Annotated in this window: 18 protein-coding genes; 7 read left to right on the top strand and 11 right to left on the bottom strand. The window is 71.7% G+C overall.

Annotation, left to right across the window (positions count from 1 at the left end; all coding sequences use genetic code 11):
• Window positions 1-8 precede the first annotated feature (8 nt).
• The 4 genes from ACLJPL_RS24015 to ACLJPL_RS24000 form a co-directional block, all read right to left on the bottom strand.
• Complete coding sequence (locus tag ACLJPL_RS24015) at window positions 9-977, bottom strand: carbohydrate ABC transporter permease (protein ID WP_411082978.1); 969 nt, start codon at window positions 975-977, stop codon at window positions 9-11.
• A gap of 5 nt (window positions 978-982) precedes the next feature.
• A complete protein-coding gene (locus ACLJPL_RS24010; RefSeq protein WP_411082977.1) occupies window positions 983-2335 on the bottom strand; it encodes an ABC transporter substrate-binding protein in 1353 nt (450 codons plus the stop codon).
• 621 nt (window positions 2336-2956) lie between these two features.
• A complete protein-coding gene (locus ACLJPL_RS24005; protein WP_411082976.1) occupies window positions 2957-3118 on the bottom strand; it encodes a hypothetical protein in 162 nt (53 codons plus the stop codon).
• Window positions 3119-3408: 290 nt separating this feature from the next.
• A complete protein-coding gene (locus ACLJPL_RS24000; protein WP_411082975.1) occupies window positions 3409-3615 on the bottom strand; it encodes a hypothetical protein in 207 nt (68 codons plus the stop codon).
• Between the two features lie 169 nt (window positions 3616-3784).
• On the opposite strand from ACLJPL_RS24000, the gene ACLJPL_RS23995 reads away from it, so the two are divergent.
• Complete coding sequence (locus ACLJPL_RS23995) at window positions 3785-5818, top strand: ATP-binding protein (protein WP_411082974.1); 2034 nt, start codon at window positions 3785-3787, stop codon at window positions 5816-5818.
• Window positions 5819-5909: 91 nt separating this feature from the next.
• Window positions 5910-6413 carry a GNAT family N-acetyltransferase gene (locus tag ACLJPL_RS23990; RefSeq protein WP_411082973.1) on the top strand — a complete coding sequence of 168 codons (504 nt, stop codon included), beginning with the start codon at window positions 5910-5912 and terminating at the stop codon, window positions 6411-6413.
• A gap of 172 nt (window positions 6414-6585) precedes the next feature.
• Here the strand turns inward: ACLJPL_RS23990 and ACLJPL_RS23985 are convergent, their stop codons facing one another.
• Window positions 6586-7422, bottom strand: coding sequence for a PepSY domain-containing protein (locus tag ACLJPL_RS23985; protein WP_411082972.1), 837 nt, complete (start codon window positions 7420-7422; stop codon window positions 6586-6588).
• Window positions 7423-7619: 197 nt separating this feature from the next.
• Between ACLJPL_RS23985 and ACLJPL_RS23980 the strand changes: the two genes are divergently transcribed.
• The 5 genes from ACLJPL_RS23980 to ACLJPL_RS23960 all read left to right on the top strand — a co-directional run bounded on the left by ACLJPL_RS23980 (window position 7620) and on the right by ACLJPL_RS23960 (window position 12505).
• Window positions 7620-7868 (top strand): DUF6296 family protein, encoded by a 249-nt coding sequence (locus ACLJPL_RS23980; protein WP_411083023.1) that lies wholly within the window; start codon window positions 7620-7622, stop codon window positions 7866-7868.
• Between the two features lie 204 nt (window positions 7869-8072).
• Window positions 8073-8834, top strand: coding sequence for a DeoR/GlpR family DNA-binding transcription regulator (locus tag ACLJPL_RS23975; RefSeq protein WP_411083022.1), 762 nt, complete (start codon window positions 8073-8075; stop codon window positions 8832-8834).
• Window positions 8831-9778, top strand: coding sequence for a 1-phosphofructokinase (pfkB, locus tag ACLJPL_RS23970; RefSeq protein ID WP_411082971.1), 948 nt, complete (start codon window positions 8831-8833; stop codon window positions 9776-9778). Before ACLJPL_RS23975 ends, pfkB begins: the two co-directional genes overlap by 4 nt.
• A 112-nt stretch (window positions 9779-9890) precedes the next feature.
• Complete coding sequence (locus ACLJPL_RS23965; RefSeq protein ID WP_411082970.1) at window positions 9891-11963, top strand: fructose-specific PTS transporter subunit EIIC; 2073 nt, start codon at window positions 9891-9893, stop codon at window positions 11961-11963.
• Between the two features lie 104 nt (window positions 11964-12067).
• Window positions 12068-12505 carry a protein-tyrosine phosphatase family protein gene (locus tag ACLJPL_RS23960; protein ID WP_411082969.1) on the top strand — a complete coding sequence of 146 codons (438 nt, stop codon included), beginning with the start codon at window positions 12068-12070 and terminating at the stop codon, window positions 12503-12505.
• Between the two features lie 31 nt (window positions 12506-12536).
• On the opposite strand, the gene lepB is transcribed toward ACLJPL_RS23960, so the two are convergent.
• From lepB to ACLJPL_RS23930, 6 genes are all read right to left on the bottom strand, one after another.
• Window positions 12537-13310 carry a signal peptidase I gene (lepB, locus tag ACLJPL_RS23955; protein WP_411082968.1) on the bottom strand — a complete coding sequence of 258 codons (774 nt, stop codon included), beginning with the start codon at window positions 13308-13310 and terminating at the stop codon, window positions 12537-12539.
• Window positions 13311-13464: 154 nt separating this feature from the next.
• Window positions 13465-13776 carry a hypothetical protein gene (locus tag ACLJPL_RS23950; protein ID WP_411082967.1) on the bottom strand — a complete coding sequence of 104 codons (312 nt, stop codon included), beginning with the start codon at window positions 13774-13776 and terminating at the stop codon, window positions 13465-13467.
• 111 nt (window positions 13777-13887) lie between these two features.
• Window positions 13888-14397 carry a mycothiol transferase gene (locus ACLJPL_RS23945; protein WP_411082966.1) on the bottom strand — a complete coding sequence of 170 codons (510 nt, stop codon included), beginning with the start codon at window positions 14395-14397 and terminating at the stop codon, window positions 13888-13890.
• Between the two features lie 151 nt (window positions 14398-14548).
• Window positions 14549-14782: a hypothetical protein gene (locus ACLJPL_RS23940; RefSeq protein WP_411082965.1), complete on the bottom strand. Its 234-nt coding sequence runs from the start codon at window positions 14780-14782 to the stop codon at window positions 14549-14551.
• Between the two features lie 6 nt (window positions 14783-14788).
• A complete protein-coding gene (locus ACLJPL_RS23935) occupies window positions 14789-15457 on the bottom strand; it encodes a TNT domain-containing protein (protein WP_411082964.1) in 669 nt (222 codons plus the stop codon).
• 194 nt (window positions 15458-15651) lie between these two features.
• On the bottom strand, window positions 15652-16167 hold the full coding sequence (locus tag ACLJPL_RS23930; RefSeq protein ID WP_411082963.1) for a lytic polysaccharide monooxygenase auxiliary activity family 9 protein: 516 nt from the start codon (window positions 16165-16167) through the stop codon (window positions 15652-15654).
• Window positions 16168-16218 lie beyond the last annotated feature (51 nt).

Genomic DNA, 16218 nt, shown 5'->3' with positions numbered 1-16218 from the left:
CTCCTTACTCAGTCGGTGCGGGTGAGTCGCAGATACAGGGCGGAGAAGGCGCTCAGCACCAGCAGGAGCATCACGCTGAGGGCGGACGCGCCGCCGAAGTCGTTGTAGAGGAAGGCGTACTTGTAGATGAGGTAGAGCACGGTGACGGTGGAGTTCTCGGGGCCGCCGCCGGTGATGACGAAGGGTTCGGTGAACACCTGCATCGTCGCGATGACCTGGAGGAGCATCAGCATCAGGATGATGAAGCGGGTCTGCGGGATGGTGACGTGCCTGACGCGCTGCCAGACGGACGCCCCGTCCAGCTCGGCCGCTTCGTACAGCTCGCCGGGGATGCCCTGGAGCGCGGCGAGGTAGATGAGGACGGTGCCGCCCATGTTGGCCCAGGTGGCGACGATGACGAGGGAGACGAGGGCGGTGTCCGCCCCGTTGGTCCAGTTCGAGGTCGGCAGGTGGAGGAAGCCGAGCACTTCGTTGGCGAGGCCCGCGCCCGGATCGTAGAACCACTTCCACAGCAGGGCGCTGACCACCGGCGGGATCATCACCGGGAGGTAGACGACGACGCGGAAGAACGCCTTGGCGTGCCGGAGTTCGTTGAGGACCAGGGCCATGACGAACGGGATCGCGAAGCCGATGACCAGGGCGAGCACGGTGAAGGTGAGCGTGTTGCGCCAGGCCGCCGCGAATTCGGGGTCCTGGAAGACCCGGGTGAAGTTGGCGGTCCCCACCCACTGGGGGTCGGAGCCGGGGGTGTACTTCTGGAACGCGATGATCACCGAGCGGACGGCCGGGTACCAGGAGAAGAGGATGAAGCAGAGCAGGCCGCCGATGAGGAACGCGTAGGCGGTGGCCTGGTCGGCGATCTTCCGGCGCAGCGGGCCGAGGGGCCCGCGGCCCGCCGGGCGGGCGTCCCCGGGAGGAGACGTCGCGCCGGCGGGCCGCGTCACCGCGGGTGGAGCGGGGTGGGACGTGGTCTTCATGGCTCTCAGCCCCGGGTCAGGATTCCGTCGATCTTGGACTGGGCGTCCTTGAGGAGCTGGTCGATGTCGGCGTCCTTCTTGGTGAGGACCGCGGAGACCGCGCCGTCGAGTACGGCGTAGATCTGCTGGCCGTGCTTGGGCTCCAGCTTCATGTCGAGCTTCTGGCCGCCGTCGATGAACGCCTGGTAGTTCTCCACCGGCACGTTGGCGGACGCCTTCTTGAGCTCCTGGTCCTTGGCGTCGGTGGCGCCGGTGAACAGGCGCGGCTCGGGCAGGCCGACCGGGGACTCGTCCTCGGCGGCACGGGCGTAGTTGTTCATGAAGCCCTGGCCGGGGGTGAGGAAGGTCCACTCCAGCCACTTGAGCCCGGCCTTGATCTGCTCCGGGGTGGCCTTCTTGTTGAACATGTAGCCGTCGCCGCCCATCAGGGTGCCCTTGCCGCCGGGCATCGGGGCGAACGCCAGGTCCTCGTACTTCCCGCCGGCCTCCTTGACGATGCGCGGCACGTTGTCGGGGGCGGCGAGGTACATGCCGAGCTTGCCGGAGCCCATCATCTGGAGGGTGTCGTTGATGATGAGGAGCTGCTTGGCGCCCATGGAGTCGTCGCGCCAGCGCATGTCCTTGAGGTTTTGCAGGACGGCCCTGCCCTCGGGGGTGTCGACCGCGGCCTTCTTGCCGTCCTCGCTGACGACCGAGCCGCCCTGCGAGTAGATGTGGGCGGTGAAGTGCCAGCCGCCCTGGTTCTGGGCGCTGTACTCGGCGAAGCCGACGGTTCCGTCGCCCAGGCCCGCGATCTTCTTGGCTGCGGCCTGGACCTCGGGCCAGGTGGCCGGGGGCTTGTCCGGGTCGAGGCCCGCCTTGGTGAAGAGCGCCTTGCTGTAGAGCAGGCCCATGGAGTAGTTGGTGCGCGGGACGCCGTAGATCTTCCCGTCGACCGTGTAGGCGTCGCGCAGGGGCTGGGCTATGTCCTTGTACGCCTTGAGGTCCTTGACGTACTCGGTGATGTCCGCGGCCTGGTTGATGGAGACGACGCGCTCGGTGTCGGTGAAGTACGTGTAGAAGACGTCCTCCATCTGACCGCCGGCCAGCTTCGCGTCGAACGTCTTGGGGTCCTGGCACGGGAAGGCGTCGTGCGCGGTGATGTCGATGTCCGGGTTCTGCTTCTCGAACGCCTTGACGTCCTCGTCGAACCGCTTGTGGTCGATCTTCGCACTCGGCTGGGGCCAGCAGTTGACGGTGACGCGCGTCTTGCCGTCCGCGGCGCTCTCGCCCGCGGAGTCGCAGGCGGCCAGGCCGGTGACGGCCAGCACGGTGGCGGCGGCGGTGGCACAGGTACGACGAAGAACAGAACTTCTCATCGGTGGACCCCTCTAGGGCAGGAGTGCGGGAAGCCCACAGCCAGGAGCTGTGCGGCGGACCACACTCAACCACCGCCGACGAATGTCCGCAAGATGTCACGTTGATTTCGTAAATCATTGACAGCTCCTGCCTGTTACACGCGATAAGCGGTTGTGGAGGCAGGAGGGCTCGACCGCTCAGGAGAGAAGGATCGGCTGCGGCGGACCTGCCGCATCGGCGGCGTCCGCAGGCACCGAGAGCCCGCGACGGAAGGTGAGCCGTCCCGGGGCGGGACGCGGCAGGAGCTGAAGGCGCGAGAGGTCGCGGAGGCCGGGGCGGAGACGCTGACGCAGGCTGTTCGCACCGACGCCGCCCCTTGGGAGCGCTCTCCACGCGAACGCGTGGGCCGCTCGACCGGCGCGGGGCGCTCAGCGGTCGGCCGCCGGGTGGCCGCGGTGGCGCCAGAGCCCGATGAAGGACCTGACCGACCCGCGGCCCCACCCACTCCCGCCGACGACGGTCTTCAGTAAGCCGTCGCCTCGATTACGCAAGAATATGGCAATAGTTGCACGACGTTTATCGTCTCGTGATGGACATGTCCATCACGGGCGGCCGCTGCACCGGTGATGGCTCGGACAGCCCTAGCGAAAGGCCGCGGACGACCGTACGCCGCCGAAGTCGATCGCGCGGTCCGCGTCGCGCAGGACCTCCTCGGCCACCCGGCGCACCTCGGCGGGCACGTCTCCTTGCTCCTCCACGAGGCCGGCGTAGATCGGTGCTTCGGTGCTGTCGGCGGTACTCATGCGCATGTCCCGTCAGGTCAGGTCAGGTCAGGTCAGGTACGAAAGCCCCCGCGGTCTGCGGAGGCGGGGGCGAGTGTACGTGGTGGGCTCGGGCCGCCGCGATTCCCGCCGGGAAGCGAGACGGCCCCGCACCTGCCGAAACACCGACCCGAGCGGGCGGCGCGGGGCCCGGGGCCTTTCGTTCGGATCATGCCGGGCCGTTCGGATCATGCCGGGCCACTCGGATCAGGCCGGGGCGTCCGGATCAGGCCGGGTCGTTCGTTCGGATCATGCATGCAGGGTGGTTCGGATCACGCCGGGCTCGTGGGCAGGGGCCGGTGGCCCTCCGTCCACTCGTTCACCCAGCCGCAGCCCGAGCAGGCGTACCGGCCGTCGAGCCCCGCGATCTGCGTGCCGCACCGGGCGCACCCGATGTAAGTGATCTCCGGGTGCTCCGTCTGCGGCTCGGAGCAGGTCGGCCGCGGCTCGGGACCGGCGGCGAGCGGGGGGTTCGTCATGGCAGCAACGTAACGCAGGGGCTCCGGCCGGAGGGCCGGGGAGTCAGCACCCGACATGTTCCGCATGGCTTCGGCTTTCGATCGAGAAGGAGCCATTGTCGGCCGTTTCTGACTGCTTTTCGCTATGAACGGAGGTCGTGGGACCCGGCGAGGCAGGATGGCCTGCGTGATGGGCAACCTTCCCGTCGTGACGACCAGTTTCGTCGGTCGCGGCAGCGAACTGGACAGCATCGACCGGGCACTTCGAGACCACCGGCTGGTCACGCTCAGCGGCAGCGGCGGAGTCGGCAAGAGCCGGCTCGCTCTGCGGAGCGCCGAGCGCGTCCAGGACCGGTACGAGGACGGCGTGTGGTGGGCCGACCTGTCCCACCTGCACGACGACCAACTGCTCACCACGACGGTCTGCGACGGCGTCGGGCTCCTCGACCACAGCCCGCGCCGCCCGGTGGCCGCACTGTGCGAATGGCTCTCCGAGCGACGTCTGCTGCTCGTCCTCGACTGCTGCGAGCGGGTCGTCGACTCCTGCCGGCAGCTGGTCACCGAACTGCTCGCCGCCGCACCCGGGCTGACCGTCCTGGTCACCAGCAGACAAGTGCTGGGGGCCGAGGGCGAGCACACCATAGAGGTGCCCCCGCTGTCCGCGGGCGACGAGGGCGACGAAGCCGTCCGGCTCTTCCACGAACGTGCCGCCGCCGTCGTTCCGGGGCTGTCGCTGGACGCGCCGGGCGACACGGCCGCCGTGGCCGAGATCTGCCGCCGGCTCGAAGGGATACCGCTGGCCGTCGAGTTGGCCTGCGCCCAGCTCCGCGAGAGCAGCGCGCAGGAGATCACCGGACGGCTGGCTTCGCGGCTGGACGCCCTCAGCGACGAGACGCTCTGGCCCCGCCGCCACCGCGCCCTGCGCACCACGATCGGCTGGAGCCACGAGCTGTGCGCGCCGCTCGAACGCCTGCTGTGGGCCAGGCTGTCCGTCTTCCGCGGCGTCATCATGACGCCCGACGCCGAGGCGGTGTGCGCGGGCGGGCCCCTCGGGGCCGAAGAGGTCGCGCCCGCGCTGGAGAGTCTCGCCGAGCAGTCCGTGCTCCGGCGGACCGGCGGCGGCTACCGGATGCTGGACACGCTGCGCGAGTACGGCGCCATGTGGCTCACCGAGCTCGCGGAGGACTCACTGCTCGCGGACCGGCACGCCCGGCACTTCGCGCAGACGGCCGTGCAGGCGCACACGGGCTGGCTGGGCCCCCAGCAGGTCCAGTGGTACCGCAGGATCGCCTCCACGCACGCGGATCTCTGCGCGGCCCTGGAGCATCTGCTGACCGAGGACCCCGAGAGGGCGATGGAGATGGCCGGGTGCGCCGGTCTGTTCTGGAGCTGCTGCGGACATCTCCACCAGGCCCGGACCTATCTGGAGCGGGTGCTGGCCCTGCCGCTCTCCGCCGGCCCGCACCGCACCCGGGCGCTGTGGGCCCTCGGCATCACGCTGACCCTCCAGGGGGACCACGAGGCGGCCCGCCGCGTCGGTACGGAGTGCGAGGAGGCGGCCCGCCTGGGCCAGGACGCCGAAGGGGCCCTCTCGGCGGCCCATTCCATGAGCTTCACCTATCTGATGATGGGCCGGCCGCAGACCGCGCACCTGGTCAGCGACCATGCCCTGCGCCGCCATCCCGGGGACCCCGCGGACGCGCCCTCCCAGATGCGCTGCCGGGTGATAAGGCTCTTCGCGCTGTCGGCGCTCGGCCGGCTGGACGAGGCGTACGAGGAGGCGACCCGGCTGCAACGGATAAGCCTGCGCTTCGGCGAGCACTGGGGGCGGGCCTACGCCGACCATCAGCTCGCCCTCATCCACCTGTTGCAGGGCCGCCCCCGTCTCGCCGAGAGCCATGCCCGCGCGATGCTCGCGAGCAAGCACGAGCTGCACGACAGCCTCGGCATAGCCCTCGGGCTCGACCTGCTCGCCGGAGCCATCGCCGCCCGGGGGGACGGCGTCGCCGCGGCCCGCACGTCCGGCACGGGGCACACGTACTGGCGGATCATCGGCCACCCCCACCGCGGCACCCCGGAGCTCAGCGCGATCCGGGAGCAGTGGGAACGCCAGGCCCGGCAGGCGGCGGGCGACTCGGCGTACGAGCGGGCCTATCGCCGGGCCTCGACCGACGACGCGGAGCGGGGGCTGGCGCACGTCCTGGAGCGTCCACTCCCCTCGTAACCCCGCCCCCCTGTGCACGGCTCCTCCGCTCCCGGCTCCGCACGCTCCGGCGGTCGCCGGGAGGGCCGGAGCGGACGACTAACATCCCGGTGTGACCATCGTCAGCCGTCTCCGCGCCGACCACGCCACGGCCCTGCTCGCCTTCGAGCGGGAGAACCGCGCGTACTTCGCCGCTTGCGTCCCCGACCGGGGCGACGCCTACTTCGCCGGCTTCGCCGAACGCCACCGCGAGCTGCTCGACGAACAGAGCGCGGGGCTGCACCACTTCCACGTGGTCGAGGACGCCGGGGGCGTCGTCCTGGGCCGGGTCAATCTCGTGGGCGTCGAGAACGGCTCCGCCGAACTCGGCTACCGGATGGCCGAGAAGGCCGCCGGGCGCGGGCTGGCGACCTGGGCGGTCCGGCAGGTCTGCGCGTCGGCGGTCGCGGAGTACGGGCTCACCGCTCTGCGTGCGGAGACGACGCTGGACAACGGGGCCTCGCGCACGGTGCTGGCCCGGACGGGCTTCGAGCCCCTGGAGGACGTCGCCTTCGGGGACCGCCCCGGGCGGAGGTACGTCCTCGATCTGCGCCACGGGTTTCCCCCGGCCCCGTGACCGGCCGGCCGGCCGGGTGGGTTGGGCCGGGAACAGAGGCGGCACGCGCAGAGGCGGAAGGCGGGCCCCGGGCAGCGGCAAGGGGTACGCCGGCATCCGGCGTACCCCTGTCCAGCGCCTCGATGGCGGGCCGGTGCGGCATTCCACCGAGGCCGACGCCGTCCGGGGACGGTCAGTCCTTGTCGGTCTCCTCGCGGACGATGGTGTCGTTCTTGGCGTCCACGTCGAACGTGGTCTTCTTCCAGTCCGAGCCGACCACGTCGACCGACCAGATCACGCCCTTGCCGTCGTTGTCGTCCAGGCTGATGGAGGTGACCGTCCCCTTCTTCTTCTCGGTGGCCACCTTGGCCGCCTGCTCGGGCGTCTGCGTGGCCTCGGAGAGCCACTGGGCCGTCTCGCGCTTGTCGTCCGCGTCCTGGTCCGCGTCGACGCGGGCCTCGATCACCTTGCCGTCGACCGCGTTGACCCGCACGGTGTGGATCGTGCCGTCCTTCTCGGCGACCTCCGCGACCCAGACGGGACCATCGGCTCCCGGGCTCGCGCTCGGGGAGCCGGTCGCCGTGGGGCTGCCGGTGGCGGTCGGACTGGCCGTGCTCGTCGGGCTGGGGCTTCCCGTCGCGTCGCCGGTCGGGCTGCCGGTGGCGGTCGGGCTGGGGCTCTCGTCGCGGTCGTCGTCGTCGACGCCCTCCAGGTCCAGGTCGACCAGCTTGCTCCCGGCCACTTCACCGACCGCCGTCTTCGCGGCGTCGTCGAAGGTGACCTTCGTGGCGTCCAGCACCTTCTTGCGTTCCTGCTGGTCCTCGGTCAGCTCCGCACCGGGCGACGCCGACGTCGTCTGCTGCGGCAGGACCTTCGCGGCCTCGGAGGTGGCCGCGGACGTCGCACTGTCCGTGCTCTGACCACAGGCCGTCAGCAGGAGGGCGGCGGCCGCCACGCACGCGGCTCCCGTCACCTTGAGGTTGCGGGAGCGTAGGGAAAGACGGCTGGTTCGTCGGGGCTCAAGTCTCATGCACGCATGCCTAGCCCTTCCGGCGACCAGTCATGTTGTCCTACCGCCCCGAGTCACCCGATCGACCGGACACCTCCGCCCGTTGGCCGTCGCCAAGCTCCTGACGCCGCTCCCCCGGGCGGTGCTCGCCCCGGTGGGAAACAATGGGGGCGGGGCCGATGTCGCCGAGGCCCGGCCGGGAGGCCGTCATGGATCACATGGATCACACGGAGCGTTACGAACTCATCTTCCAGATGTCCGGCGCCGAGGACGACGTGGTCACCGTCCGGCTGACCGACCGGACCGGGGCGGGCGGATTTCCCGTGTACGAGGACGAGACGGGCATCGTCCGCGCCGAGATCAGCGACCGGGGCGAGGTCCGCATGCTCGCCAGCGGAGGGCATCAGGCCCCCGGGGCCCCTCTGCTGGCCCGGCCGCTGAGCGAAGGCGTCTCCAGAAGGCACTGAGCGCGCGGGGCGGCGGGACGCACTGATCACGGGTGCGTCCCGCCGCCCCGCGCGCTCAGCGTCTCCCCTTTTTTTCCGTTCCCCGGATGCCGACCGATCTCCATCCATGCCCACTTCTCGCCCGATTGTGTTTACATTCCCGCACCACGAACGTAATCTGAGCGAGAATCCACAGACTCGGGCATGAAACGGATACGAAACCACATGTACGCACCGGAGCGTCAGCAGGAGATCCTCCGCCTCGCCCAGGAGAGCGGCCGGGTCGACGTGCTGTCCCTGGCCGAGGTGTTCCAGGTGACCGCCGAGACCATCCGGCGCGACCTCAAGGTCCTCGACCGGGCGGGGCTGGTGCGCCGGGTGCACGGTGGCGCCATTCCGGCGGGACGGCTCGACTTCGAGCCCGACCTCGCCGAGCGCGATTCGGTGGCCGCTGACGAGAAGGACCGCATCGCGCAGGCCGCGCTGGCCGAGCTCCCCGTAGACGGCAATGTGATCATCGACGCCGGCACCACGACGGCCCGGCTCGCCGCCGCCCTCCCCGTCGACGCCGCGCTGACCGTGGTGACGCACGCACTGCCGGTCGCCGCCCGCCTCGCGGATCACCCCGGCATCGCGCTGCACCTGGTCGGCGGCCGGGTCCGGCACCGGACGCGGGCGGCGGTCGACGCCTGGGCGCTCAGCTCGTACGCCGAGATCAGCGCCGACGTCGTCTTCCTCGCCACCAACGGGTTCGCGCCCGACAGCGGCCTCACCACGCCCGACCTCGCCGAGGCCGCCGTGAAGCGCGCGGTGGTCAAGGCCGCCCGGCGGGTCGTCCTGCTCGCGGACTCGGGCAAGTTCGGGCAGCGGCACTTCGCCCGCTTCGGCGACCTCACCGACGTGGACCTCCTCATCACCGACACGGGCCTCAGCCCCGACGACGCCCGCTCCATCGAGAGCCGGGGCACGGAAGTAGTGCGCGCATGATCCTCACCGTCACCCCCAACCCCAGCCTGGACCGGACCTACGAGCTGCCCGGCCTGGTCCGCGGCGGCGTCCTGCGGGCCACGGCGGACCGCGTCGACCCGGGCGGCAAGGGCGTCAACGTCTCCCGGGCGGTCGCGGCGGCCGGGCACCGCACGGTCGCCGTCGCCCCGATGGGCGGGCCGGAGGGGGCGCTGCTCGCCCGGCTGCTCGGGGAGCACGGCATCGAGGCCGCCGGGGTGCCGGTCGCCGGCAGCACCCGGATCAACGTCACGCTCGTCGAAGCGGACGGCACCCTCACCAAGGTCAACGCCGCCGGGCCCGAGCTCAGCGCCGCCGAGGCGGAGGACGTGCTGGAGGCGGTGCGGACCCGTTCCGCGGCCGCCGACTGGATCGCGTGCTGCGGAAGCCTGCCGCGCGGACTGCCGCCCCGGTGGTACGCGGAGCTGGTCGCGCGCGGCCACCGGGCCGGTACGCGGATCGCGCTGGACGCCTCCGGAGCGGCGCTGACCGCCGCCCTGAGGGAGGAGCCGGACGTGATCAAGCCCAACGCCCAGGAGCTGGCCGAGGCGGTCGGCCGCCCCCTCGCCACGGTGGGCGACGCGCTGAAGGCAGCCGAGGAGCTGCGCGAGCGCGGAGCCCGGTCCGTACTGGCCAGCCTGGGGGCCGATGGGCAATTGCTGGTGGAGGCGTCGGGCTCGTATTTCGCGACCGCCCGCGTGGAGACCGTACGCAGCAACGTCGGCGCCGGGGACGCCTCCCTCGCCGGCTTCCTGACGGCGGGCGGGCAGGGGCCTCGGGCGCTCGTCTCGGCCGTCGCCCACGGTGCGGCGGCGGTGCAGCTGGCGGGGAGCCTCATGCCCGCCCCGGCCGATCTCGATCTGCCGGCGGTCGCGGTCAGCGCCGACATCCCTCTGGACCGCCCGCTGACCGAGCCCGCCCCGTGAACGCCGCCCGCGTGAACGCCGCACGCCCCGCCCCGGGGCCCGCCCGAACGAGCCCGCCGCCCCCATGTCCCCCGAGCCGCCGCAGGGCGGTCCCCGAGCAAGGAGCACCGCGATGAGCGAGCTGATCACCGCGGAACTGGTCGACCTCGATCTGTCCGCCGAAACGAAGGACGCCGCCGCGCGGTCGCTCGCCGAGCGGATGGTGACCGCGCACCGCGTCACCGACCTCGACGGCTTCCTCGCCGACGTCGCCGCCCGTGAGGCGCAGATGCCCACGGGCCTCGACGGCGGGATCGGCATCCCGCACTGCCGGAGCGAGCATGTGAGCGCCCCGACGCTGGCCTTCGGGCGCAGCTCCCGGGGCGTCGACTTCGGCGCGGCGGACGGGCCCGCCGACCTGATCTTCCTCATCGCCGCGCCGGCCGGGGCGGACGACGACCATCTGACGATCCTGTCGGGGCTGGCCCGCAGGCTGATGGATCCGGAGTTCACCGCGGCCCTGCGCGCCGGCGGGGACCCGGGCGCGGTCGCCGCGCTGATCCGGGGCGAGGAGCCCGCCGAGGAGACCGCGCCGACCGCGGGCGAGGCGCCCGCCCAGGGTCCCGCGCCGGAGGCCGATGGGTCGGAGGCCGATGGGTCGGAGAAGGAGGCCGTCGTGCCTGAGGGGGCGGCGGCCGGCGGGGACGGCCCCTTCCGGATCGTCGCCGTCACCTCCTGCCCCACCGGCATCGCGCACACCTATATGGCCGCCGAGTCCCTGACGGCGGCGGGCCGCGCCGAGGGGATAGAGGTGGCGGTGGAGACCCAGGGTTCGGCCGGGTTCAGCAAGCTGGATCCCGCCGTCATCGCCCGGGCCGACGCGGTCATCTGGGCGCACGACGTCGAGGTGCGGGAGAAGGCCCGCTTCCGGGGCAAGCCGCTCGTGGACGTCGGGGTGAAGGCGGGCATCAACCGGCCCGCCGAGCTGATCGCCGAGGCCCGCCGCAAGGCGGAGCGCGGCGAGATCGCCGCCGTACCGCAGGGCGGGGACGGACCGGGGGCCGGTGAGGACGATGAGTCCGGTGGTGCGGGCGGTGCGCACTTCGGAGTCCGGCTGCGTACGTATCTGATGTCCGGCGTGAGCTACATGGTGCCGTTCGTCGCCGCCGGCGGCCTGCTGATCGCGCTGTCGTTCGCCATCGGCGGCTACGAGATCGCGGACGCCAAGTCGGTCGCCGACCACTTCGTGTGGGGCCGGGCGGACAGTTGGGCCGCGCTGCTCAACCAGATCGGTTCGGCCGCGTTCGGCTTCCTGGTGCCGGTGCTGGCCGGGTACATCGCGTACGGGATGGCGGACCGTCCCGCGCTGGTGCCCGGTTTCGTGGGCGGGGCGATCGCGCTCACCGTGGACGCGGGTTTCCTCGGCGGTCTGGTCGCCGGTCTGCTCGCGGGTGCCGTGGTGATGGCCATCCAGCGGGTCCCGGTCCATGCGACACTGCGCGGGATCATGCCGGTGCTGGTGATCCCGCTGATCGCGTCGGCGGTCGTCGGGTTCCTGATGTTCATCGTCGTCGGCAAGCCGATCGCCGCGCTGCAAAGCGCCCTCACGGACTGGCTGAACGGTCTGTCGGGCTCCAACGCGGTCATCCTCGGCATCGTCCTCGGCCTGATGATGTGCTTCGACATGGGCGGCCCGCTGAACAAGGTGGCCTACGCCTTCGCGGTCGGCGGGCTCGCCGATCCGACCGAGGGCAGCCTCAAGGTGATGGCCGCGGTCATGGCGGCGGGGATGGTCCCGCCGCTGGCGATGGCGCTGGCCACCACCGTACGCAAGAAGCTGTTCACCAGGACCGAGCGGGAGAACGGCCGGGCGGCCTGGGTGCTGGGGGCTTCGTTCATCACCGAGGGCGCCATCCCGTTCGCCGCCGCCGACCCGCTGCGGGTGATCCCCTCGGTGATGGCGGGCGGCGCGGTCAGCGGTGCGCTGTCGATGGCCTTCGGGTGCACGCTGCGCGCTCCGCACGGCGGCGCCTTCGTCGTCCCGCTGATCGGCGAACCGTATCTGTACCTGCTGGCGATCGCCGTGGGCACCTTCGTGGCGGCCGCGCTGGTCGTCCTGCTCAAGGGCGCCCGCCGGGAGTCGGCGGTTCCGGCAGGAGAGGCGGGGGCCGCGGCCGCCGAGCCCCGGGTGGGCGTCACCGCCTGAGCCCCGCCACGGGGAGGGAACGTCGAGCGAATGGGGTGCACGATCTCTGATCTTGCACCCCATTCGCTCCCCCCGGCCCTCTTCCGGCCGCTAGGTTGAGCAGCATGAACGACAGCTGGGACGCGGCCGAACGCGCCGTACTAACCTTGCCCTCCGGACGCCTGATACGCGGCCGGGGGCTGCGCAACCCCTTGCCCGAAGGTCCCGAGCCGGACTTCGCCGTCCATCTGCTGGGGCGTACCCCTCCCCCGGTCCAATGGGAGTCCCGATGGCTGCGATGGCCGGACTTCCGGCTGCCGGCGGACCCCGCCCAGGCCCGCGAGCTTCTGGGGGAAGTCTGGCGACGGGCCCCTGATGAGCGGGTCGAGGTCGCCTGCGGAGGCGGGATCGGCCGGACCGGGACGGCACTGGCGTGTCTGGCGGTTCTGGACGGGGTCCCCGCCGAGGACGCGGTGGCGTTCGTCCGCCGCGGCTATCACCCGCGGGCGGTCGAGACTCCGTGGCAGCGCCGCTACGTAAGGAAGTTCGGGCGGCCCGGGTAGTCCGCGCCCGCCGCCGGGCGGTCGGCCGCCGTCAGTGCGACGCCCGGCGGCGGCGCAGCAAAACGAGAGGGGCGGCGGCGACCGCGACCGCCGAGCCCGGGAGGGCCGCCGCCCCGGCCGCGGTGGAGAGGGCGTCGGGGACGGGCAGGCTGCTCCAGCGGTCGACCGGCCAGGCGATGACGACGGCACGGCCGACGACCTGGTCCACCGGGACCATCCCGTTGTTGGGGTCGTCGCGGTGGTAGCGCGAGTCCGAGGACGCCTGGCGGTGGTCGCCCATCAACCAGAGCTTTCCGTGCGGGACGGTGACCTTGAAGGTTCCGCCGTCGTCGTTGCTGCACGGGGTGTTCCCGGGGAACACATAGGGCTCGTCCAGGGCGGCGCCGTTGACCTTCAGCGGTCCGTCGCCCGCGCACTCGACGGTGTCGCCGCCGACTCCGATGACCCGCTTGATGAGGTCCTTCTCCTCGGCCGACGGCATGACCCCGACGAAACTGAGCACCTTCTGCACGGTGTTGGGCGGGTCGACGGCCATGTTGTCGAGCCAGCCCGCCGGGTCGTGGAAGACGATCACCTCGCCGCGCTCGGGCTCCGATCCGAACCACGGGGTCAATTTGTCGACGAGGACCCGGTCGCCCTTCTGCAAGGTGTTCTGCATGGAGTCGGACGGGATGGAGAACGCCTGGACGAGAAAGGTCTTGATGAGCAGGGCCAGGACCAGGGCGATTCCGATGAGGAGCGGGAGCTCCACCCAGAACGGCCGTTGTTTCCTCGTCCGCGTCCGCCGTGCACCCGCACGCACCATTACGCCGCTCCTCGCCCCGTGTCCCGCCCGCCCGTCCCGGTGGGGGAACGGATCTTGTCCGGTCACTCTATGGGGCGGTGGATACGCAGTGGTCGCCGCGTGGGCCGGACTTCCCCGGGAGACCGGGCGGCCTTCCGGGAGGCGGGACGGCTTCTCAGGAGGCGGGTGAGGGCGGTACGGCGGGGGCGGCCCCGTCCGGAGGCACGGAGGCGCCCGCTCCGGCGCGTACGGCCTCGACGACGCTCTGGTGGAACGCGCGGCTCTCCTCCTCGGAGGCGCACGGCACCGGGCTGCCGGCCAGGGTGAACCAGTCCGAGGAGCCGCTGTACTGCACGGCCACCGACGCCTGACCGTCGGACCACGTCGTGTGCACCGTGAGGTCTCCGCTCAGGATGCCTGCTTCTTCGGTGCGGACTCCGCCGGTCCCCGCGAAGACACCGCTGGTCGTCCACGATGCCCAGCTCATACGAGTCGCCTTTCGGACGATGACAAGCCTGTGTGGCGGACTGCTTTCGAGTATGGCACCGCTGTCAGGCGGGTGCACGGGGTGCGGAGGCGCTTCGTCCGCCGCCGGAGCTCAGGCGCGTTCCCGTACGCCCCGGACGAAGGCGGCCTGCCCCGCGTGCTGGAGGTCTTCGGCGACGACGCTGATCAGCCGGACGCCCAGGGTCACCGGGGGCGACCACGCCTCGTCGACGATCCGGTCGAGGGCGCGGCCGTCCAGTCCGTGGATGAAGGCCAGGGTCTGTTCGTGGACCGCGTCGTAGTAGCCGAGCAGCGGTTCGGCGGAGTCGACGCGGACGGCGGCGACCTCTTCGGCGCTGTGCCCGTATCCGGTCGCCGCCCGGTCGAACGGGAGCCCGAAGCGGTCGGCCCAGCCCTTCGTGAGCCAGACCTGCTCGGTCCCGGCGGCGTCGGCGATGTGGTCGTCCTGGACCCGGGTGAGGTGCCAGATCAGCCAGGAGACCGAGTTCGCTCCGTCGTCGAGCCTGGCGTTGAGATCCTCGGGGCCCAGTCCTTCGGCGGCGGCGTGGACGGCCTCCCTGACGCGGTCGAACGCTTCGGCGAGCATGTGCGCACTGTTCATGCGTTCACCTTCGCCTCCCGGCCCGCGCGAACCACGCTCCGACACACGCGCCGGCCGCCGCCTCGCGCACCCGGGGGCGCCCGATGGCCGCCTCCGCCCGGTCGACCGCGGGCGGGCGGCTTCGCCGTTCCCGTACGGTCGGCGGGCGAGGTCAGACGAGCAGCCGCAGCAGGTGGGCGCAGGCGGCGGCCTCGTCCGGGTGGCGGGCGATGACTTCGTCCCGGCCGCGCTCGTACGCCCCGGTCTCCCACCCGCCGTCCGCCGCCCGGCGCAGGAAGAGGAAGTCGGGCGGGGTGGGGGTGGGCTCGTGGACGCCTTCGATGCGGTAATAGCCGCCGGGGACACGGCCCTCGACGAGTGCGGCGTGCAACGCCTCGCGGTCCACGGGGTGTTACGCGCCGGCGGGCGTGAGGTAGCCGTGGTCCAGCAGCCACTTCACGTTCAGCCGCTCTCCCTCGCCCGGGTTCAGGAAGACGGGGTCGAGCTTGATCTGCTGTCCGCCGCCGGGCTGCTCGAACCACGGGGCGATGCTGCCCTGCCAGACCCAGAAGGGCTTCGCCACCTTGTAGACGCGGTAGTCGCAGGGGGTCGCCGCCTCACGGGTGTTGAGGTTCTGCGGCGGCAGGGCGCGTTCGGCGTAGGCGTCGCCGGCGGGGGCCAGATAGCCGCCGTACTCGGAGCCGAACCGGTCGAGCCGCTGGCCGGCGCGGAGCTTGGCGGGTTCCTTGTCGATCTCCCCGTTGACCTCGCCGAAGCCGTCGTTGGGCGGGTACTTCCAGCTTCCGGTGTCGGCGGGCCCTTCCCAGTACTTCTTGAGGAAGTTCTGCGGGGAGAGGTTGCCGGTGCGCTGATAGCCCTTGAGGAGGGGGCCGACCGGGGCCAGGCGGTTGTTCGGCAGCCACTTCGGGCCGAGCCGGGCGTCGCCTCGGTATGCGCCGGTGCAGGGTTCGTGCCGGTCGGCGGCGGGCGCGTCGGGCTGCGGTGCGGCACTCGCGGCGGGCGCTGTGATCAGTCCGGCGGTGATGCCGAGCGCGGCAAGTACGGTACGCATACGGTTCATTCGGGGATCCCCTCAGGCGCTGACGATCGATCGGACAACTGACGAAGGGTAACCGTTCGACTACGGTGGAGTATCTGCGCCATGCCGTGCTCGGACGCGCCGGAGCAGCACCGCGCCCCGGCCGGGAGGAGCTCGGGCCCGGCCGGGGCGCGGTGGACGGAACGGAAGGTTCGACTGACGGAACAGAGGTTCGGCTAGCTGACGTTGACGTCGATGCAGGCGTAGAAGGCGTTCGTGGTGTCCGCGACGTTCCAGACCGCGAGGACCTTCTGCTGGCCGGTCTTGCCGCCGAAGTCGACCTGGTGGGTGACGGTCGCGCCGGGCTGGGCCCCGCCGTCGTCGAACTCGGCGATCTTCTCGCCGCCCGCGTAGTACTGCCAGGTGCTGGTGGCGTGGCGGGCGGTGAGCTTCCACTCGAACTGCTGTGTGCGGTTCACCGGGGTGACGGTCCAGCCCTTGGAGTCGTCGTCGAGCTCGGCGAACCCGCTGTTGCCGCCACTGCAACTGGTGAGGCCCTTGGGGCCTTCCACGCTCTGCGGCTCATGGCTGATCGCACCGCAGCTGACCGTTCCGGCGGCGCACTGGGCCTGCCTGCTGGGCGGGTCGGAGATGTAGCCGTGGGCGCTGGCGGAGCTCGCCGGGAGGCTCAGGGCGAGGACCGGGCCGAGCAGGGCGCCGACGGCCAGTGCGGTCTTCCTTTTGGCGTGCATGCTTCTCCTTCACATGAGACCGCACCGCGCGGTGGCGGGCCGTGGGGGGCC

The organism is Streptomyces sp. cmx-18-6, assembly GCF_046548915.1.
Lineage (GTDB): Bacteria > Actinomycetota > Actinomycetes > Streptomycetales > Streptomycetaceae > Streptomyces.
The sequence above is the reverse complement of the archived record's forward strand: the minus strand, read 5'-3'. Positions and strand labels throughout refer to the sequence as shown.